The sequence below is a fragment of the Nocardioides sp. Z38_18 genome (assembly GCF_058215695.1).
This window is the reverse complement of record NZ_JBZAJE010000002.1, coordinates 1,517,500-1,537,835: the sequence shown is the minus strand read 5'-3', so window position 1 is coordinate 1,537,835 and position 20,336 is coordinate 1,517,500. Positions and strand designations below refer to the sequence as shown.

Annotated in this window: 17 protein-coding genes; 2 read left to right on the top strand and 15 right to left on the bottom strand. The window is 71.2% G+C overall.

The window, feature by feature from the left end; all coding sequences use genetic code 11:
• Positions 1-60 precede the first annotated feature (60 nt).
• The 13 genes from AC4BGC_RS18510 to AC4BGC_RS18450 form a co-directional block, all read right to left on the bottom strand.
• Positions 61-777 carry a GntR family transcriptional regulator gene (locus tag AC4BGC_RS18510; RefSeq protein ID WP_490557068.1) on the bottom strand — a complete coding sequence of 239 codons (717 nt, stop codon included), beginning with the start codon at positions 775-777 and terminating at the stop codon, positions 61-63.
• A complete protein-coding gene (locus AC4BGC_RS18505; RefSeq protein WP_490546922.1) occupies positions 774-1,568 on the bottom strand; it encodes an ABC transporter permease in 795 nt (264 codons plus the stop codon). The genes AC4BGC_RS18510 and AC4BGC_RS18505 overlap by 4 nt, the downstream gene beginning before the upstream one ends.
• Positions 1,565-2,359, bottom strand: a complete 795-nt coding sequence (locus AC4BGC_RS18500; RefSeq protein WP_490557067.1) for an ABC transporter permease — start codon at positions 2,357-2,359, stop codon at positions 1,565-1,567. Before AC4BGC_RS18500 ends, AC4BGC_RS18505 begins: the two co-directional genes overlap by 4 nt.
• 5 nt (positions 2,360-2,364) lie before the next feature.
• On the bottom strand, positions 2,365-3,207 hold the full coding sequence (locus AC4BGC_RS18495) for an ABC transporter ATP-binding protein (protein ID WP_490557066.1): 843 nt from the start codon (positions 3,205-3,207) through the stop codon (positions 2,365-2,367).
• Positions 3,208-3,217: 10 nt separating this feature from the next.
• Positions 3,218-4,303, bottom strand: coding sequence for an ABC transporter substrate-binding protein (locus tag AC4BGC_RS18490; RefSeq protein ID WP_490557065.1), 1,086 nt, complete (start codon positions 4,301-4,303; stop codon positions 3,218-3,220).
• Between the two features lie 121 nt (positions 4,304-4,424).
• Positions 4,425-4,892: a nucleoside deaminase gene (locus tag AC4BGC_RS18485; protein WP_490557064.1), complete on the bottom strand. Its 468-nt coding sequence runs from the start codon at positions 4,890-4,892 to the stop codon at positions 4,425-4,427.
• The gene (locus AC4BGC_RS18480) at positions 4,889-7,612 is read right to left on the bottom strand and encodes a molybdopterin-dependent oxidoreductase (protein WP_490557063.1); all 2,724 of its coding nucleotides are present in this window, start codon (positions 7,610-7,612) and stop codon (positions 4,889-4,891) included. The genes AC4BGC_RS18485 and AC4BGC_RS18480 overlap by 4 nt, the downstream gene beginning before the upstream one ends.
• The gene (locus AC4BGC_RS18475) at positions 7,609-8,430 is read right to left on the bottom strand and encodes an FAD binding domain-containing protein (protein WP_490557062.1); all 822 of its coding nucleotides are present in this window, start codon (positions 8,428-8,430) and stop codon (positions 7,609-7,611) included. Before AC4BGC_RS18475 ends, AC4BGC_RS18480 begins: the two co-directional genes overlap by 4 nt.
• A complete protein-coding gene (locus tag AC4BGC_RS18470; RefSeq protein WP_490557061.1) occupies positions 8,430-9,710 on the bottom strand; it encodes an allantoate amidohydrolase in 1,281 nt (426 codons plus the stop codon). The genes AC4BGC_RS18475 and AC4BGC_RS18470 overlap by 1 nt, the downstream gene beginning before the upstream one ends.
• A complete protein-coding gene (locus AC4BGC_RS18465; protein WP_490557060.1) occupies positions 9,707-10,948 on the bottom strand; it encodes a pyridoxal-phosphate-dependent aminotransferase family protein in 1,242 nt (413 codons plus the stop codon). Before AC4BGC_RS18465 ends, AC4BGC_RS18470 begins: the two co-directional genes overlap by 4 nt.
• Positions 10,949-11,036: 88 nt before the next feature.
• Positions 11,037-11,936, bottom strand: a complete 900-nt coding sequence (locus tag AC4BGC_RS18460) for a carbohydrate ABC transporter permease (RefSeq protein ID WP_490557059.1) — start codon at positions 11,934-11,936, stop codon at positions 11,037-11,039.
• A 3-nt stretch (positions 11,937-11,939) separates the two neighbouring features.
• On the bottom strand, positions 11,940-12,860 hold the full coding sequence (locus AC4BGC_RS18455; protein ID WP_490546932.1) for a carbohydrate ABC transporter permease: 921 nt from the start codon (positions 12,858-12,860) through the stop codon (positions 11,940-11,942).
• Positions 12,857-14,212 carry an extracellular solute-binding protein gene (locus tag AC4BGC_RS18450; protein WP_490546933.1) on the bottom strand — a complete coding sequence of 452 codons (1,356 nt, stop codon included), beginning with the start codon at positions 14,210-14,212 and terminating at the stop codon, positions 12,857-12,859. Before AC4BGC_RS18450 ends, AC4BGC_RS18455 begins: the two co-directional genes overlap by 4 nt.
• A 337-nt stretch (positions 14,213-14,549) precedes the next feature.
• Between AC4BGC_RS18450 and AC4BGC_RS18445 the strand changes: the two genes are divergently transcribed.
• The gene (locus AC4BGC_RS18445; RefSeq protein ID WP_490557058.1) at positions 14,550-16,991 is read left to right on the top strand and encodes a glycoside hydrolase family 3 N-terminal domain-containing protein; all 2,442 of its coding nucleotides are present in this window, start codon (positions 14,550-14,552) and stop codon (positions 16,989-16,991) included.
• A gap of 25 nt (positions 16,992-17,016) precedes the next feature.
• A complete protein-coding gene (locus AC4BGC_RS18440) occupies positions 17,017-18,063 on the top strand; it encodes a LacI family DNA-binding transcriptional regulator (RefSeq protein WP_490546935.1) in 1,047 nt (348 codons plus the stop codon).
• A 15-nt stretch (positions 18,064-18,078) separates the two neighbouring features.
• On the opposite strand, the gene allB is transcribed toward AC4BGC_RS18440, so the two are convergent.
• Both allB and pucL read right to left on the bottom strand, forming a co-directional pair.
• Positions 18,079-19,410, bottom strand: a complete 1,332-nt coding sequence (allB, locus tag AC4BGC_RS18435) for an allantoinase AllB (protein WP_490557057.1) — start codon at positions 19,408-19,410, stop codon at positions 18,079-18,081.
• A 1-nt stretch (position 19,411) separates the two neighbouring features.
• A complete protein-coding gene (gene pucL, locus AC4BGC_RS18430) occupies positions 19,412-20,335 on the bottom strand; it encodes a factor-independent urate hydroxylase (RefSeq protein ID WP_490557056.1) in 924 nt (307 codons plus the stop codon).
• Between the last annotated feature and the right edge of the window lies 1 nt (position 20,336).

Below are 20,336 nucleotides of genomic sequence, written 5' to 3'. Positions count from 1 at the left end.
CGTTCCGGCGAAACTAGGAGCGCGGTGTTTCAGCCGGTCTGTCGTCGCGTCACGCCCGTGTCACGGGAGAGATATAGGAGAGCGGAACACCTCGGGATCATCACGAAATGCGTGGATCGCCCGCTTGAGGTGCTCGTAGTGTCGCTGGGACTCCCGGACCAGCTCGTCGGCGTCCCTGGCCACGAAGGCGGCCAGCATCCGGTCGTGGTCCTCGTAGAAGCGCTGCCGGCCGCTGGTGTCCACCCGCGACATCGGCCGGGCGGGCTCGGTGATGTTCCAGGCCGCTTCATACATGTGCGTGAGCCGTTGCATCTGCGCAGGCGCGATCAGCGCCATGTGGAAGCGCCGGGACTCCGCGTGGTAGCCCCGCTCGTCGTCGGCGTCCATCGCGGACCGCATCCCCGCGTGCGTACGCCGGACCTCCTCGTCGTCTCGCTCGCAGGCCCGGACCACTGCCTGGCGCAGCGCCGAGACCTCGAGCGCCGCCCGGACGTCGTAGAGCTCGCTGAACTCGTCGAACCCGAGCTTGGCCACGGTGTAGCCGACCCGGGGGACGTGCTCGACCAGGCCCTCCCCGAGCAGCACCTTCAGCGCCTCCCGGACCGGGATCTGGCTGACCCCGAAGAACTGCGCGACCGCGTCGATCGGGATCGGGGTGCCCGGGGGCTCGTCGCCGACGAGGATCGCGTGGCGCAGGTCCTCGGTCACCCGTGGGTGTCCACCGTCGACGGCGCTGTTCACCAGCCGGCTGGTGAAGATCGAGCGCCGCCGCGTCACGAGAGGGCCTGGTCCATGTCGAAGCGGGTCAGCATGAGGCGCTCCAGCAGCTGGGCCAGCAGGTAGAGCACGATCGAGGCAGCGGTGACGACCACGAGCAACGACCACACCAGCGAGTACTGGTAGAGGGCGAGTGCCTGGTTGACGGCCTTCCCGACGCTGTCAGGAGTGGTGTAGAACTCCGCGATCAACGCGCCCGTCACCGCGCCGGGCACGGAGATGCGGATGGCGGCGAAGAAGCTGGGCAGCGCGGTCGGGAAGGCGACGCGGCGCAGCACGTCCCACGTCGAGCCGCCGTAGACGGAGACCACGTCGTGCATCTGCTGGGTCACCGAGCGCAGCCCGAAGGAGATGGTCACCAGGGCGGGGAAGAACACGACGATGCCACTCATCACCGCCACGGTGACGAAGCCGTTGCCGAACACCAGCGTGATGATCGGCGCGAGCGCCACCAGGGGCACCGTGCGCACCACCATCGCCACCGGCATCGTGGCCGCCTCCACCCCCCGGGACAGGTAGGTGCCGACCGCCACGACGGTCGCCGCGAGCAGGCCTGCCACGAAGCCGATGCCGGCATCGAGGAGGGTCTGCCGCAGTGGGCCGAAGACGGCGGCGCGGTTCTGGGCTGCCTGCGCGTCGCTGAACAGGAACTCCATGACCTGGTCGGGCTTGCGGGCGACCAGGTCGTTGACGCCGCCCACCTCGAGCAGCACCAGCCAGGCCACCACCAGGGCGATGACCACGAACAAGAAGTTGGCCAGGGGACGCACGACCGCGCGCAGCAGCTTCATCGCGCGACGCCCTTGGACCAGGGAGTGACGACCCGGCTCACCATCCCGATCAGGAAGTAGGCCAGCCCGGAGACGACGGCGCAGCCGAAGCCCAGGCTCCAGGCCAGGGCGATCTCGCGGTTGTTCTGGGCCAGGTAGAGGGAAGGGCCGACCCCGATCTCGAGGTGCTTGTCGAACCACTCGCCGAGGAGCGCGCCGAGGAACGCCGCGGGGGCGGCGAGCTGGAGCGTGGTCAGGATCGCCGGCAGGGCCGCCACGAGGCGCACCCGGAAGAACTGCTGGAGGGACCCGCCGCCGTAGACGTGGACGACGTCCAGGGCGGCCTTGTCGGCGGACCGGAAGCCGAGCACGGCGCCGACGACCGTGGTGAAGATGACCGAGATGGCAGCGAGGTCGACCGCGGTCGCCGAGGTGCCGCCCTTGACCGGGATCTCGTGGGCGAGGATCAGGATCGGCGCCAGCACCACGATCGGCAGGCAGTAGGTGATCACGGCGAACTGCATGATCACCGGTTCCAGGATCGGCACGAGCAGCACGAGCACAGCGAGCAGCAGGGCGATGAGCACGCCGTACACGTAGCCGGTGACCGCCTCCTCGAGGGTGACCGAGAAGATCCGGCGGTAGTAGCCGAAGCCGCGCTCGTGGAACTTCGCCAGCACCTCGAGTGGCGTGGGCACGCTGGTGCTCAGGACGGTCGCGGCGAGCACCCACCACGCGGCCACCACGGCCACGATGCCGAGGGTGGCGGTACCCAGGGTGCCCAGGGCGCGCCGCAGGCGTTCGGGACTCACGGCCATCAGTCGACCGCGGCGCCGCCGGCCCCGAAGAGGAGCTCGGAGGCCTGGTCGTGCAGTGCGTGGAACTCCGGCGAGCGCATCATGTCCGGCGTGCGGGGGCGCGGGAGGTCGACGTCGATCACGGTCTGGACCCGCCCCGGACGCGGGCTCATCACCGCCACGTGGTCGGAGAGGAAGATCGCCTCGGAGATGCCGTGGGTCACCATCAGCGTGGTCGCCGGCTTCTCGGTCCAGATGCGGAGCAGCTCCAGGTTCAGCCGCTGCCGGGTCATGTCGTCCAGGGCGCCGAAGGGCTCGTCGAGCAACAGCACACTGGGCTTGACCACCAGCGCCCGGGCGATCGAGACGCGCTGGCGCATCCCCCCGGAGAGCTGGCCGGGCTTCGCCTTCTCGAAGCCCTCCAGCCCGACCAGCTTGATCAGCTCGCTCACCAGGCCCTCGTCGGCCTTCTCCCCCGAGACGTCGAAGGGCAGCCGGATGTTGGAGACGACCGAGCGCCACGGCAGCAGCGCCGAGTCCTGGAAGGCGATGCCGAGCTCGTGGTCACGACGCAGCTCGCGTGGCGTCTTGCCCTCCACGAGCGCCGACCCCGACGTGGGTGTCTCCAGGCCGGCGAGGATGCGCAGGATCGTGGACTTGCCACACCCCGACGGGCCGAGCAGCGACAAGAAGCTGCCCTTGTCGGTGAACAGGTGAGCGTCCTCGAGCGCGGTCACGCTGCGGCGGCCGAGCGAGAAGGTCTTGCTGAGGCCGTCGATGCGGACGCCGGTGCCGGTGGACCCTGCGGACGAGGGTCCACCGGCAGCGTGCGCCCCGGCGGACAGGTGTGTCTCTGCGCTCACGAGACCGCCATCAGCCGGTGACCTTGAGCTCGGGCTTCTCCTCGAGCAGCTCGGTGAGCGGCCCCATGTCGAAGAGCTCGTCGGCCTCGAGCTCGAGGCCGGCTTCCTTAAGCGACTTCATGTTCGCAGCGATGAGCTCGTCGCTGATCGTGAAGATGCCGTTCGTCTTGGTCTCGTCGGTGTTGACCAACGACTCGCACTGCTGGGTCGCCTGGGCGATCTCCTTGTCGAGCTCCAGCGGAGGGTCGAGGTCCTTGCCGTACTTGTTCACGGCGAGCTCGGCTCCCCGCTTGTAGCCCTCCTCGCCGTCGCAGGCGTCGCGCCAGCCCTTGATCTCGGCCTCGAGGAACGCCTTCACCAGGTCGGGCTTGCTCTTGAGGATCTCGTCGGTCGTGATGACGCTCTCCGCGACGAACGGGAGGCCGTTGTCGGCGAAGGACAGGTCCACGGTGTCGAACCCGTGTCCCTTGACGAGCAGCGACTCGTTGGTGACGTAGGCGACCAGTCCGTCGATCTTCTTGTCCTCCAGCGGCGAGATGTCGAAGCCGTTGGGCACGATCGTGACCTGCTTCTCGTCGATGTCGTTGGCGGCCAGCAGCGCCTTGAAGAGCGAGAGGTTGGGGTCCTGGACGCCGATCTTCTTGCCGATCAGGTCCTGGGGCGTCTTGATGTTGCCCTTGTCGGCGAGCGAAAGGATGGTGAACGGGTTCTTCTGGTACGTCGCGCCGACGATCTTCAGTGGGAACTGGGAGTTGGAGATGGCCGCGGCGGTGGAGACCGCGTTGCTCAGCCCGAACTGTGCCTTGCCGGTGGCGACGATCTCCTCCTGGGCCACGGGGCCCGCGAGGAAGTTGACCTTGCCGATTCCGGCCTCCTGGTAGTAGCCGGCGTCGTCGGCGATGAACTCGCCGGCGAACTCGGCGTTCTTGATCCAGGAGAACTGGACGGCGATGTCGCCGAGGTCGTCACCGGAGGAGGCAGCGGCACCCTCGTCCTCGTCCGAGGAGCCGCAGCCCGCGAGGACGAGGGCCGCCGCGGCGAGCAGTACGGCTCCGCGCCTGGCGCGGCGCTGGTGGTGACGGGTGGGAAGTCGCATCTGGGGCTCCTCGTGGCGAGCGTGCGGGGGCGGGTCGGATCCTGATCGCTGCGAAACCTAGGGCGGTCGCGTTTCGCGCCCCGACGCTGGAAGTTTCGGCGGCGTTACGCCGCCCACCGGTCTAGTAGTGCGTGCGGTCGGGGTTGCGCAGCCAGGACTCGAAGGGCGCTGTGGAGGACAGCAGCCGCAGCCCCTCGATCGGGGTCGGCCAGGCGTCGCGCTCCTTGCCGAACAGCTCGTAGAACTCGCGGTCGTCGAAGCCCCCACGGGCGGCGTCGTCGCGGTCTGCTGCGTAGACCACGCGGTCGACCCGGGCCCACAGGGCGCTGGAGACGCACAGCGGGCAGGGCTCGCAGGAGGTGTACAGGACGCAGCCCGCCAGGGAGAAGTCGCTGATCGCCTGGCACGCACTGCGGATCGCCACCACCTCCGCATGGGCGGTGGGGTCGTTGTCCCGGGTCACCCGGTTCACGCCCCGGGCGAGCGCCTCCTCCCCGCGCACGATCATCGCGCCGAACGGTCCCCCGCCGGAGGCGACGTTGTCGACGGCGAGCTCCACGGCCAGGCTCAGCCAGTACTGGTCCCTCATCTGCCCTCCTGCGGGGTCGAGGTGGACTGCGCGAGCCGCCACACGCGGTCGCGGCTCATCGGCAGCTCGTGGGGCCGCACGCCGATCGCGTCGCGCACGGCGTTGGCCAGGGCCGGGGCGACCGGGTTGTACGGCGCCTCGCTCATCGACTTCGCCCCCCGCACCCCGAGCCGGTCGTAGGTCTCCGCGAGGAGCACCTCGGTCTGCGGCACGTCCCCCATCTGCGGCAGCCGGTAGTCCCGGAAGCTCCGGGTGGTCACCGCCCCGAGGTTGTCGGTCGAGCCGTCCCCGGCGGTCGAACTGTCCCCGGCGGTCGAGCCTGTCGAGACCACCACCTCCTCGTACAGCGCCGACCCGATCCCCTGGGCCACGCCGCCCTCGACCTGTCCGCGGAGCTGCTCGGGGTTGATCACCACCCCCGCGTCCGCGGCCTGGACCGAGCGCAGGATGCGCACCTCGCCGGTCCCCGGGTCGACCGCGACCCGGAAGCCGTGCACGTTGAAGGCCACCGACCGCGGTGACCCCCGGTGGGCACCCGAGGCCGAGACAGGACCGAGCAACGGTCCCTCGAACCCGTCCAGCATCGTGCGCAGGTTGCGGACCGCCTCCGCGACGGCGCGGCCCGCGACCACGGAGCCGGTGGAGCCGTAGGCCCCGGTGTCGTAGCCCGCGATCGCCGTGTCGGAGGCACGCAGCTCGATCAGGGCCGGGTCCACGCCGAGCTCGGTGGCGGCGATCTGGACGTGCACGGTCGCCGTACCGTTGCCGAACTCGGCGCTGCCGACGTCGAGCACGACCCGGCCGTCGGGGTGCATCGTGGCGGTGGCCGCGGAGTAGTGCCCCCGGGGCGGGATCGTGGCGATCATCGAGGCGGCCATGCCGTGCCCGACCTGCCACCCCTCGGGGACCCCCTGGTCACCCGCGGGCTCACCGTCGTGGTCACCGAGGGCCGCCTCCACCAGGTCCAGGCACTGGTCGAGCCCGTAGCTGCCGAACTCGAGGTCGGTGTCGGGTGGCCCGTTCACCACGAAGTCGTCGCCGGGCACGACCACGTTGCGGCGGCGTACGTCGAACGGGCTGATGCCGAGCTCGCGGGCGAGGTCGTCGAGGGCCGACTCGATCGCGAAGATCACCTGGCCCAGTCCGTAGCCGCGGAACGCCCCGGAGGGGACGGTGTTCGTGTAGACCGCCTCGGCGTCGACCCGCTTGTTGGGGCAGCGGTAGAGCGCCACCGACTCGTGACAGCCGTGGAACATCACTCCGGGCGCATGGTTGCCGTAGGCGCCGGTGTCGGTGAGCACGTCGAGCTTCATCGCGGTGAGTACGCCGTCGGCGTCGGCGCCGAGCTCGACACTGACCCGCATCGGGTGCCTGCCGGGGACGAGGGTGAACTGCTGCTCGCGGGTGAGCTCGAGCTGCACCGGCTGGCCCAGCCGCAGCACGGCCAGTCCGACGATGTCCTCGACGAGCATCTCCTGCTTGCCACCGAAGCCACCGCCCACCCGGGCCGCGAGCACCCTGATCTGCTCCTCCGGGATCCCGAAGACGTAGGCCAGCTCCTTGCGCACCAGGAAGGGGATCTGGGTGCTGCTGCGGATCACCAGGTTGCCCAGCTCGTCGAGCCAGCCCCGGGCACCGTGCGTCTCCAGGGCCGCCTGGTTGACCCGTCCGGTGCGCCAGGTGCCGCGCACGGTGACGGCGGCCGCCGCCAGCCCGGCGGCGACATCGCCGACCTCGCCGTGACTCTGCGCTGCGACGTTGCGCCCGGGGTCGGAGACCCGTGAGGTCACGGGATCGAGGTGCCCGTGCAGCAGCGGCGCCCCCGGCGAGCGCGCCTCCTCGGGATCGAGGACGGCGGGCAGGAGGTCGTAGCCGACCTCGATCAGGCCGACCGCCTCCTGGGCGATCGCCATGCTCTGCGCCACCACCGCGGCGATCCGCTGGCCGCGGAACCGGACGACGTCGTCGAGCATCCGGGTGTCGTCGGGGTCGTCGAGCCGGCTCTCGTGCCGGGCGCTGGAGTAGCGCACGTCCGGGACGTCGCGGTGGGTGAGCACCAGGTGCACCCCGGGCAGCGCCTCCGCGCGAGAGGTGTCGAGGTGCACGATGCGGGCGTGGGCGTGCGGGCTCTGCAGCAGCGCCATCTGGAGTACGCCGCTCTCGGGGAGGTCGAGGGTGAACGGCTCAGCACCGCAGACGATGCGGCGACCGGCGAGGGCCCCCGGGGAGCCGCCGAAGCCGGCACCGGGCTCGATGTTGGTCTTCCCCGCGAGGGCGTCGCGCACGGACCGGTAGCCGGTGCAGCGGCACAGGTTGCCCTTGAACAGCCGGGCGAGCTCCTCGTCCCCAGCCTCGACCCTGCCGTCCTCCCCGGCCAGCGCGGCGGCCGTGGTGACGAAGCCGGCGGTGCAGAACCCGCACTGGAAGCCGGCCGCCCCGACGAAGTTGCCCTGGACCGGGTGCAGCTCCTCCGGAGTGCCCAGGCCGGCGGCGGTGGTGATCTCCCGCCCCGCTGCCCTGGTCGCGGGGAACACGCAGGAGTGCACCGGCGACCCGTCGACCAGCACGGTGCAGGCGCCGCAGTCACCCGCGTCGCAGCCCTTCTTCACGGCGAGGTGGCCGTGCTCGCGCAGATAGGTGCGCAGGCACTGGCCCGGCCTGGGCTCGCAGGGCAACGCGCTCCCGTCCACGACGGCGGGCGGTGGCGGCTCGGCACTCACGGCTGCACCTCCCCGTGGGCGGTGACCTCGGCGAGGCACTCGGCACCGAGCCGGGCCGCCATCGCGGCGCGCCAGTCGGCGGCGCCGTGCGCGTCCTGGTGCCAGCAGGTGACCGCGTCCAGCGCGCGCGGGAGCTCGTCGGCCCAGTCGTCTTCAGAGAGCTCGATCAGCACCGGCCGGGTGGTGGCGGCGGTCAGCGAGAGCACGAGCGCGGTCGGCGTACGACGTGCCACGAGGACCACCGAGGACCGGCCGAGCGGGGCCAGCGAGAGCCGGCGGAACGCGTACTGCGCGCGCAGGGAGGCGGCCGGCACCTCCACGGCGCGGAGCACCTCCCCCGGCTCCAGGGTGGTGCTGCGCACCCCGGTGACGAGGTCGGCGACCGGTTGCCGGCGCTCGTCACCGTCGGCCGTCCAGACGACCGCGGTCGCGTCCAGGGCGACCAGCAGCGAGATCATCGCGCCGGCCGGGAGCGCCAGGCAGACGTTGCCGCCGACCGTGGCGAGGTGCTGGATCTTGAACGACATCAAGAACGCGTCCGCGCACGAGCGGACCAGCCCGGTGGCCGTGCCGAGCATGTCGTCCGGGACGGCGAGCAGCTGCTCGATCGTGCAGGTGGCCGCGATCCGCAGGCCTTCGTCGGGGAGGCGCTCCCACGGCTCCCACCCGAGGGCGGTCAGGTCCACCAGGCCGGTGGTACCGGGCTGCGGCTCGGAGAAGAGCCAGGTGCCGCCGGAGACCACGGTCTCCCCGTGTGCAAGCGCGAGGTCGCCGCGGACCTCGGCGCGGCGGAAGGAGGTGACCGTGGGCAGGTCCATCAGTCCTCGACCGCCTCGAGCCGGGCCGCGTCGAGGCGCGCCGTCTCCGTCCGGGCCACCTCGAGGACGGTGGCCTCGAGGGCGTCGAGGCCGCGGGCGACGTCGATCGCGCGGACGTCCTCGGCCGGGTGGTGGCTGATCCCGTCGAAGCAGCGCAGGAACAGCATCCCGGTGTCGGCCACGGCCGAGATCGCCATCGCGTCGTGCCCCGCGCGGCTCCACAGCCCTGGGGGGTCGAGGTCTCCGGTCGTGCGGATGCCGGCGACGATCGCCTCCTGCAGCCAGTCCGCGCACGGCGAGGCAGGGGCGCTGTGGTGCTCGACCGCCTCGAAGCGCAGGCCGCGGCGGTGGCACAGCTCCTCGATCTCCTCGCGCATCGCGACCCACATCGCGTCGCGCTCCTCGTCGGTCTCCGCCCGTAGGTCGAGGCTGAAGTCGGCACGGCCGGGGATGACGTTGATGGCGCCGGGGAGCACCTCGATGCGTCCGACGGTGGCGATGCACTCCGAGGCGCGGCCCAGTCGCTCGATCGCGGAGATCGCCTCGCTCGCGCCGACGAGCGCGTCCTTGCGGCGGGCGTACGGCGTACCGCCTGCGTGCCGGGCCTCACCGTGGACCGAGAGCCGGAAGCGGCGGGCACCCGCGATGGTGGTGACGTAGCCCAGCGAGGTGTCGGCCGCCTCCAGGAACGGTCCCTGCTCGATGTGCGCCTCGAGGTAGCCGATGATCTCCTCGGGCGCGCGGGCGGCCTCGCCGACCAGGCGCGGGTCGAGCCCGAAGTCCTTGAACGCCTTGTGCAGCGTGGTTCCGTCGCGGTCGCGGAGGTCCCAGTCGTCCTGGTCCCAGAGCCCGGCCACCGCCTTGCTGCCCAGCAGGGCGGTTCCGAAGCGGGTGCCCTCCTCGTCGCTGAACCCGACCACCTCGATCGCGAACGGGAACTGCGCGACCAGGTCGGTCTCGCCCCGGGCGAGGCGTTCGACCACCGCGATCGCCATCACCACCCCGAGCATCCCGTCGTAGCTCCCGGCGTCCGGGACGGTGTCGAGGTGGGATCCCAGGACCAGTGCCGGCAGGCCGGGCTCACGTCCCTCGCAGCGTCCCCACTGGTTGCCGGCCGCGTCCTGCCAGGTGGTCAGGCCGGCCTGCTGCATCCAGTACGCCGCCCGGGCGTTGGCCGCGGCGTGCTCGGGAGAGAGGTAGACCCGCTCCAGCCAGCGCGGGCTCGCGGAGAACGCGTCCAGGTCCGCGCACCGGGTCAGCACCGTCTCCGCCGTGGTCATGGCTGCGTCTCCCCCGCGGCGTCCTGGTAGACCTCCCGCGCAGCGCCCACCCCGCCGCCGGCGATCACGCCGGCTCCGCAGCCGCGGAGCACCTGCTCGAGGGCGGCCAGCGTGAGCAGTACGGCGTCCTTGCGGGCGTTGTGGCCCATCGTGCCGATCCGCCAGACCTTGCCGTGCAGGGGACCGAAGGAGGTGCCGATCTCGATGCCGAAGTCCGCCAGCAGGCCCGCCCGGGCGGCGTCGCCGTCCACGCCGTCAGGGATGTGCACCGCGACGACGTTGTTCATCTTGTGCGCCGGGTCGCCGAAGACCTGCAGGCCCACTCCCTGGACCCCGGCGAGCATCGCGGCGCCGTGCAGCCGGTGCCGCTCGACGGCGGCGTCGAGTCCCTCCTCGACGAGCAGCCGGGCGCACTCGCGGGCGCCGTACAGCATGGTGGTCGCCTCGGTGTGGTGGTTGAGCCGTCGCGGGCCCCAGTAGTCCATCACCATGGCGAGGTCGAAGTAGTTCGAGCCGATCCGCGCGCCGTGCTCGGCGTCGTCGGCCTCCCGGATGCCGGCCTCGACGTGCTTGCGCCCGTTGATCACCTCGGTCGCGCGGTCGGAGACGGTGATCGGCGCGCTCCCGGAGGGTCCGCCCAGGCACTTCTGCAGGCCGGCCGTGGCGATGTCGATGCCCCAGGCGTCGGTCGCGAAGGTGTTCCCGCCCAGGGTGGCGGTGGCGTCGCAGTAGAGCACCACGTCGTGACGCCGGCAGATCTCGCCGAGGTCCTCGAGCGGCTGGCGCATCGTGGTCGCGGTGTCGCCGTGCACGACCGCGAGCACCTTGGGCCGCACCTCGACCACGGCGCGCTCCACGGTGTCGGCCTCGAAGACCTCGCCCCACTCGACCTCGATGGTGTGCACCTCCGCGCCGCACCGGGTGGCGATCTCGACGAGCAGGTGCCCGAAGCGGCCGAAGACCGGCACCAGCACCCGGTCGCCGGGCTCGACGAGTGAGACCAGCGCCGCCTCGATGCCCGCGCGCGAGGTCCCGTCGACGAGGAACGTCTGCTCGTTGCCGGTGCGGAACACGTCGCGGTAGAGCTGCATCGTCTCGTTCATGGTCGCGGTCATGAACGGGTCGTACTGGCCGACGAGCTGCGCCGACATCGCGCGCAGCACCCGCGGATCGGCAGTGATCGGCCCCGGTCCCATCAGCAGGCGCGGCGGCGGATCGATCGGCGCGAAGGTGGTCACCCGCGGAGGCTAGGGCGGCCTCGTTTCAGAACTGTTTCCGACGACCGCCCACCCCACCACCCTCCTCGGCCACGGGTGAGCGGCGGGACTACTTGCTGAAGCCCTCGCTCAGTCCGCTGACCAGCTGGCGGCGACCGATCGTGTAGAGGACCACGATCGGCACGGTGCTCAGCACGACGGAGGCCAGCACGGCGGGGACGTTGACCTGGAACTGGCCCTGGAAGCTCCACACGGCCAGCGGCATCGTGCGCCGGTCGGGGCTCTGGGTCAGGACCAGCGGCAGCAGGAAGCCGTTCCACACGGTGACGCCGGTGTAGACGGCCACCGTGACCATCGCCGGCCGGGTGAGCGGGAACGCGAGCCGCCACAACATCATCCACTCGCTGGCCCCGTCGAGGCGCATCGAGTCGAACAGGTCGCGCGGGACGTCGCGCAGGAAGTTGGTCAGCACCAGCACCGCGAGCGGGATGGCGAAGGCGATCGACGGGATCGCGATCGCGGCCAGGGAGTCGTAGAGCCCCATCTTGATGATCATCAGGTAGACCGGGATGATCGCCGCCTGCAGCGGGATGGCCAGGCCCATCAGGAACAGGGCGTGGATGCCCTTGAGCAGCCTGCTGTGCGCTCCGCGAACGATGGCGTACGCCGCCATCAGCGCCAGCAGGACGGTCGGGATCGTGGTGCCCGCCGCGACCAGCACGCTGTTGAAGAAGTAGTGCACGAAGTCGTTCGCGATCACCAGCCGGTAGTTCTCCAGCGTCGGGTTCGCCGGTGGCGCGAAGGCGTTCTGCTGGTAGTAGTCGCTGGACGCCTTGAAGCTGGTGATCACGATCCAGTACAGCGGCACGAGGATCACCGCCAGCCAGAACCATCCGGCCAGCCCGGCGCCCCAGTTGCGGCCTGCCCAGCCACCCCCCGAAGGCTGGGAGGGAGGTGCCGTGAGCCGATCGGTCGGGTCCTGGACCGTGCCTCCTACGAGAGTGGCCATCGCCTAGATCCCTTCCAGCTGGGAGTCGTCCGCGTTGCCGCCGAGCCGCCGCAGCGCCAGCGCGATGGCCAGGCCGACCAGGACGAGGATCACCGCGATCACGCTCGCCGGTCCCATCTGGTTGGCGCCGAAGCCGCGGCGGTACATGTCCAGCGCGAGCACCCGGGTGGAGTCGCCCGGGCCGCCCTCGGTGAGCACGAAGATCAGGTCGAAGAACGTCAGGGACCCCACGACCATCAGCGTCGAGGAGGTGATGATCGTGTACTTCAGCTGGGGCAGGGTGATGCTGAAGAACGCGCGCACCCGGCCGGCTCCGTCGAGGGACGCGGCCTCGTAGAGCGACGCCGGGATCTGACGCACCGCGCCTTGGTAGATCAGGGAGTGGAACGGGATGAACTGCCAGGAGACGATGAAGATGATCACGCCCATGGCGAGCGCCGGCTCACCGAGCCAGTTCTGCGTCAGGAGCTCGGACCCGAGCCCGGGACCGAGACCGAAGTTGGGGTCGAGGAGCGCCTTGAAGGTGACCGCGATCGCCGCGGCGCTGAGCAGGAGCGGCACGAAGTAGAAGACCGCCAGCACGGCCCGGTAGCGCTGCCGGCTGGCCATGAAGACGCCGAGCAGGAGGCTGATCGGGGTCTGCACCACCCAGGAGAAGGCCATCACCTCGAAGGTGACCCACAGGGAGTGCAGCAGTGCGGAGTCGGTCAGCACCGAGCGCCAATTGCCGATGCCGATGGGCTGGATCGCACCGAGCCCGTCCCAGCGGGTGAAGCTCAGCGCCAGCACCCCCAGGAGCGGGAGGATCGCGAAGAGCAGGAAGACGGCCAGTGCGGGAAGCGCCATCCACGCCACTGAACCGCGCTGCCGCGCCCGGGCACCGCCCCGATGCCGGGTCCCGGACGTGGCAGCGTGGGCGCTCATGTGCCGATGGTCTTGTTCATCTCGTCGGCGAACGTCTGGGGACTGATGTCGAGCTGGAAGAGCTTGCCGATGTTGTCCAGCAGCGCGGTCGCCTGCGAGGGCGGCAACGCCTGGTCCCACGACTGCGCGAAGCCCGAGGCCTTGCTGGAGGTGTCGTAGACGAACTGCAGCCACGCCTTGTCGTTCTCGTCCGAGACGCCGGAGATCAGGTCACCGGAGCTCTTCACGACCGGGATGTTGCCGATGTCGACCCACTTCTTGATCTCGGTCTCGTCGAGCATCGTGGTGGTGAGCAGCTTCTTGGCGGCGTCCTGCGCCTCCTTGCTCGCCTGGGAGGAGATGGAGACGTACTGCCCGGGGTTGCCCACGGTGCTCGAAGGATCGCCCTTGCCGCCGTCGACCGCCGGGAAGTTCATGTAGCCGAGGTTGCCGCCGGTCACGAAGTCGCCACCGTCGGCCTTCATCGACCCGTAGGTCCACGCGCCGTGCAGCATCATCGCGGCCTTGCCGGTGAACAGCACCGCCTGGTCGGCGTTCTGGTCGGCGACGGTGGACTGGAACCCCTTCTGGAACCCGTCGGCCTTGACCAGCTTCTGCACCTCGCCCAGCGCCTGCAGGGCCGCCGGTTGGCTCCACGCGTTCTTCTGGCCGTCGAAGATGTTCGCGAAGACCTCTGACCCGCCGATGCGGTCGAAGAGGAACTCCAGCCACATCATGTTGGTCCATCGCGACTGCCCCGCGAGCGAGAACGGCGCGATGCCTTCGGCGTTGAACTTCGCGACGAGGTCCATCACGTCGCCCCACGACTCCGGGGGCTCGGCGCCGACCTGCTCGAAGAGCTTCTTGTTCCAGTACAGGACGATCGGCGTGACGGTCTCGATCGGCACGGCGTACAGCTTGTCGTCGACCGTGGCCGCCTCGAACGTGGCCGGGAAGCGGCCCTCCTTGAGGTCCGGGTTCTCCGCGAACCAGCTGGTCAGGTCGAGCACCTGGTCGGCCTCGACGTAGCTCTTCAGGCCACCACCGCCCCAGCCCCAGATCAGCGTCGGGCTCTTGCCGGCGCCGATCGCCGTCTTGACCTTCTGCTTGTAGGGGTCGTTGGCGATCAGGGTGATGTCGATCGCGGACTTCGGGTTGGCCTTGTTGAAGCGGGCGATCGTGTCCTTGCGGATCTCCTCCTGCGGCTTGCCCGACAGCGTCCAGTACGACGCCACCCCCTTGCCGCCGCCGGAGCCGCCAGCGGCGCCGGTCTTGCTGGGGGAGCCGCCGCAGGCCACCAGGGCCGCGCTCACGGGCACGCCCAGCCCGACCAGGCGCAGGAAGCTGCGCCGGGATGCGTTCATCGGTTCCATGTCTCTGACCTCCACCTCGACGACCGCGACCACCACGGCTCGTCAGCGTGCGACGTGTCGCCACGAGGCGAGGCGACGTCGAGCAACGTGACCGAAATATGTTTCGATCTCGACTGCATCTAGTTGCTGACCGTAGGACGGGTGCCGGAGTGTGTCAAGCATCACACTCTACTGGTTCAGCACGCTCAGCAAGCGGGCCTCGGATCGTTGCCCGGTCGTTCCCAAGTCCCTGGCGGGGCGGTACTGTGCCACGAAGTCGTCGCCTTCTTTCGGATGGATCGAAAGATCTTTCGACACTCGTCCGCGACGGCGGGCGCTCAGCCACCCAGGAGGAGCCATGACCCAGCCCACGGGCACCACGTCCGCCCCCACTCCGCAGAGCCCTGGCGAGGCTGCCCAGGAGCGCCCCTGGGCGGACCGCGACCGGCCGGCGGCGCAGCGGGTCGCCTCGCTCCTGGCCGCGATGACCCTGGAGGAGAAGGTGGGCCAGCTGGGCAGCCGCTGGGTCGGCAACAACCTCGGAGGCGACCCCGGCACCGAGGGCAGCGACCTGCAGGTGGCGCCCATGCAGGAGGTCTTCGCCGCGTCCGGGACCACCTCGCTGGGCGAGGCGAGCCGGCACGGACTGGGCCACCTGACCCGGGTCTACGGCAGCGCTCCGGTCACGGTCGCCGAGGGGGCGGCGGAGCTCGTCCGGCAGCAGCGCGTGGTGCAGGGCTCCTCACGCCTGGGCATCCCCGCACTGGTGCACGAGGAGTGCCTCACCGGCTTCACGGCGTACGGCGCAACTGTCTACCCGGCCGCCATCGCCTGGGCAGCGACCTGGGACCCCGACCTCGTCCGCCGGATGGCCGCCGCGATCGGCAGCGACATGGCGGCCCTGGGGGTGCACCAGGGCCTCTCCCCGGTGCTCGACGTCGTGCGCGACTACCGGTGGGGCCGGGTCGAGGAGACGATGGGCGAGGACCCGCACCTGGTCGCCACCCTCGGCACCGCCTACGTCCAGGGGCTGCAGTCCGCCGGCGTGATCGCGACCCTGAAGCACTTCGCCGGCTACTCCGCCTCGCGCGCCGCACGCAACCACGGCCCCGTCTCGATGGGGCCGCGGGAGATGCGTGACGTCATCCTGCCCCCCTTCGAGGCGGCGATCGCGCTCGGCGGCGCCGGGTCGGTGATGAACTCCTACTCCGACTTCGACGGGGTGCCCGCGGGCGCCAGCCGCTGGCTGCTCACCGAGGTGCTGCGCGAGGAGTGGGGCTTCGAGGGCACGGTCGTCTCGGACTACTGGGCGGTGCCGTTCCTGGCCTCCATGCACCGTGTCGCCGCGGACCCTGCGGGTGCCGGCGCCCTGGCCCTTGAGGCCGGCATCGACGTCGAGCTGCCCGACACCCTGGGGTACGGCGCCGGCCTGGTCGACCTGGTGCGGTCCGGCGTCGTCGACGAGGCCCTCGTCGACCGGGCCGCGGGTCGCGCGCTCCTCGCCAAGGTCCAGCTCGGGCTGCTCGACGACGACTGGTCGGCCGAGGCGTCGGTGGCCGGGGCCGCGAGGGTCGACCTCGACTCGGCGGCCAACCGCGCGCTGGCGCGCGAGATGGCGGAGCGCTCGGTCGTCCTGCTGGACGCCGGCACCGCCCTGCCGATCCGCGACCCACAGCGGCCGCTGCCCCAACGGGTGGCCGTGGTCGGGCCCTGCGCCGACAACCCGCTGACGTTCATGGGCTGCTACGCCTTCCCCACCCACGTGCTGCCGCGTCACCCCGGCTCCGATCTCGGCATCGAGGTCCCCACAGCTCTCGATGCACTGCGTGCCGAGCTGGGCCCCGAATTGGGCGAGGCCGAGGTCGTGCACGAGCCCGGCTGTGCGGTGACCGGCGAGGACACCAGCGGCATCGAGGCCGCGGCGGCCGCCGCCCGGGAGGCAGACCTCTGCGTGGCCTACGTCGGCGACCTCGCCGGACTGTTCGGCCACGGCTCCTCGGGCGAGGGCTGCGACGCGGAGGACCTGCGGCTGCCGGGGGTCCAGGCCCAGCTGGTCGAGGCGCTGCTGGCGACCGGGACCCCCGTCGTGCTGGTTGTCGTCTCGGGCCGTCCCTACGCGCTGGGCGCCTTCCACGGCCGGGTGGCGGGACTGGTGCAGTCGTTCTTCCCCGGCGAGGAGGGCGGCGCCGCGATCGCCGGTGTCCTCTCGGGACGGCTCTGCCCCGCCGGACGGCTGCCGGTGCAGGTCCCCCGGCGGGCGGGCAGCCAGCCGAGCACCTACCTCCAGCCGGCGCTGGGCGGCGTGGAGAGCGCCGGCATCACCTCGGTCGACTCCACGCCACTGTTCCCCTTCGGGTACGGCGCGTCGTACACCTCCTTCCGGGTGGACCAGGTGCGGGCCGGCGCGGAGGAGATCAGCACCGACGCGTCGGTGGAGGTCAGCGCGGTGGTGACGAACACCGGAGAACGGGCAGGTGACGAGGTCGTCCAGGTCTACCTGCACGACCCGGTGGCGCGCGTCGCCCGGCCCGTACGGCAGCTGGTCGGCTTCGCCCGGGTCCACCTCGAGGCCGGGTGCTCGGCCGAGGTCTTCTTCGACCTCCACGCCGACCGGACGGCCTACACTGACCCGAGTCTGGACCGCATCGTCGAGGCAGGCGACGTGGAGCTCCTCGTCGGCACCTCCGCGGCAGACGAACGGGCCCGGGTCCCCGTCCGTCTGGTGGGTCAGACCCGCGTCGTTGGTCACGACCGCCGGCTGGACACCCCCGTCCGGGTCGAGCACCACGCGTCAGAGTAGCCAGCCTGCAGGAGGAGCACCCGAGATGCCCGTGACACAGCGCCGTACGACGCTCGCCACGGTGGCCGCGTCCGCCGGCGTCTCGGTCGCCACCGTCTCCAAGGTGCTCAACGGGCGCAGCGACGTCGCCCCGGCGACCCGGGCCCGGGTGCAGGAGCTGCTCCGCACGCACGACTACGGCAGCCAGCTGCGCACGATCGAGCGGCAGCCCACCATCGAGCTGACCTTCCGCGGCACCATCGGCGCCTACTCCTCGGAGATCGTCCAGGGCGTCGCCGCCGCGGCTGCGGAGCTCGGCGTCTCGGTGACCATCGGGGTCAAGCCCGTCGACCAGCGGCCCTCGGCGAAGGTCGAGGCGACGACCTGGGCGCGCAACCTCGCAGTCAGCGGGCGCCGCGCCGTGATCGCCGTGACCGACGAGCTCGGGCCCGAGGAGTTCACCGCCCTGAGCCGGCTGCGCCTGCCCCTCGTGGTGATCGACCCGATGAACATCCCCTCGCCCGACGTCGTCAGCGTGGGCTCGACGAACTTCCGCGGCGGACAGGCCGCCGCCCGCCACCTCGTCGAGCTCGGGCACCGCCGCATCGCCTACCTGGGTGGGCGCTCGACGGCGGAGTGCAGCCAGGCGCGGCTGGCCGGGCTCCGCTCCGCTCTCGAGACGGCCGGGGTCGCGCTCCCCGACGACTACGTGCACAGCACGCTGGACTTCCGCTACCAGGACGGTCTCGACGGGGCGCCGCGGCTGCTCTCGCTCCCCCACCGGCCGACCGCGATCTTCGCCGCCAGCGACGAGCTCGCCCGTGGAGCGATCGAGGCCGCCCGCTCGATGGGCCTCTCGGTGCCGCAGGACCTCAGCGTGGTCGGGTTCGACGACACCGAGATCGCGCGGATCGCCTCCCCGCCGCTGACCACGGTGCGCCAGCCGCTCCAGGAGATGGGCGCGGTCGCCCTGCGCACGGCGCTGCGCCTCGTCGACGGCGAGAAGATCGACTCCAACCACGTCGAGCTGGCCACCGAGCTCGTCGTGCGCGCCTCGACGGCCGCGGCGCCGCCACCACTGACGGGCGACTGACCGGACGCGGTCAGGTCAGGGGCGGAGCAGCTGCCGGCCCCAGCCGTGGTCGGGGCGTTCCACGTCGACGGCGTTGCCGCGGACCACCGAGCGGGTGATCCGGCCGCCGTAGCGGAGGCCGTCGTACGCCGAGATCGGGTTGCGGTGCGCCAGGCGGGTCGCCTCGATCCGGAAGTCCACGCCGGTGTCGTAGACGGCCAGGTCGGCGTCGGCGCCCACCTCGATCCGGCCCTTGTTGGTCAGCCCGACGAGGTCGGCGCTGTTGCGCGACATCCACCGGCTGACCCGGGCCAGCGGGATCCCTCGCCGGCGGGCCTCCTGGGCGATCGCGCTGAACCCGACCTGGAGCCCGGACACCCCGCCCCAGGCCTGCTGCAGGTCACCGTCGCCACGACCCTTCTCCTCTGCCGTGGCGGGCGAGTGGTCGCTGACGATGGTGTCGATGATCCCGTCCCGCAGCGCCTGCCAGAGCTCCTCGCGGTTGCCGGAGTCGCGGATGGGCGGGCAGCACTTGAACTGAGGGGAACCGTCGGGGATCGACTCGGCGGCGAAGCACAGGTAGTGCGGACAGGTCTCCACCGTGACCGGCAGCCCTTCGGCGCGGGCGTCCGCGATCAGGTCCAGGGCGCGGGCCGATGACAGGTGCAGGATGTGCACGCGGGCGCCGGTCTCCCGGGCGCCGTCGAGCACCTGGGCGATGGCCGCGACCTCGGCCCGGTCGGGCCGGGAGACCACGAAGTCGCGGTAGGCCCGGCTCGGCGGCGAGGGCGCCTCCTCCAGCACGCGGGCGTCCTCCGCGTGCACGATCATCCGGGCGCCGAGTCGGGCGACCTCGGTGAGCGCGGCGAGGAACTCCGCGGGGTCCAGCGGCGGGAACTCCTCGACCCCGGACGGTGAGAGGAAGCACTTGTAGCCGAACACCCCGGCCTCCCACAGCGGCTCCAGGTCCGGCAGGTTCCCGGGCACGGCGCCACCCCAGAACCCGACGTCGACCATCAGCTCGCCGGCGGCCGCGGCCTGCTTGGCGCGCAGCCCCGCCATGGTGGTGGTGGGCGGCACCGAGTTCAGCGGCATGTCGATCAGCGTCGTGGCCCCGCCCAGGGCGGCCGCCTCCGTCGCCGAGACGAACCCCTCCCACTCGGTGCGGCCGGGCTCGTTGATGTGCACGTGCGTGTCCACGATCCCCGGCACGACGTACGCCGTGTCCGGGACCCGCAGCACGAAGCCGTCGGCCTCGTGCTCGAACGGCTCGATCGAGGCGATCCGCCCGTGGTGCAGGGTCAGCGTCGCGGGGACGAACGTGTCCTCGACCAGGACCCGCTGGGCCTGGACGGCGTCGAGGCGCACCTCAGCAGAACCCGGCGACGGTGGCCCAGGCCTCGGGGACCGGGACCGCACCCGCGCGCTCGACGGTGGCCTCGATCAGCCCGTAGGGCCGGTCGGCGGCGAAGAACACCTCGCCCGGGTTCTCCATCCCGAACGGCTCGAGGTCGACCAGGAAGTGGTGCTTGTTCGGGCAGGAGAGCTTCACCTCGGCGACCTCGGGATGGGTCTCGAGGATCGCCTTGCCCACCGCGAAGATCGTCTGCTGGAGCGCGAGCGAGTGCACGCTCGCGAACGTCTCGAGCAGGGTCGTCCGGATCGAGTCGTAGGTCGCGTTGAAGTCCAGGTCGGTGTCCGTGTAGCGCCACCAGGCGGTCACCGACGTGGCCAGGATCCGGTCGTCGGTCTCCGCGAGGGTGGTGAACCGGTCGCGGGGGAACCCGTGGAACTCCGAGCCGGTCGACTTCAGCACCGTGCAGTCCTTGAGCCCGGCCAGCACGTGGGTGGTCTCGCCGTCCATCTGGACCAGGGCGGTCCGCGTCTCCTGTCCGGTCCGGACGAAGGAGTGGTCGTGGGGCTGCCCGTCGACGAGGATGCGCTGCCAGGCGTGCTGCTCGGCCTCCCAGCGACCCCCGGTCACCCACTCGAAGCCGTCCACGAAGTGCCGGCCCAGGGTGAGCAGCAGCCGCTCGGGCGAGCCGACCCCGTGCTCCTTGGCGAAGGCGTAGAGGGTGTTCTTCTGGGTGTCGGTGGCCACCACCTGACTGTTGTCGCCCTCGGTGTGGCAGGCGTTGAAGTCACCGCGCAGCTGCGAGGTCACGGTCAGGTCCTCGATCTCGTGCCTGGCGCTGTCCCGGGTGATCCGGACCAGGCGGCACTCGGCCTTGCCGTACTGGTTGGCGCCCAGCACGATGCTGCCGGTGGCGGCCCCAGGGATCTCAGCGGTCATC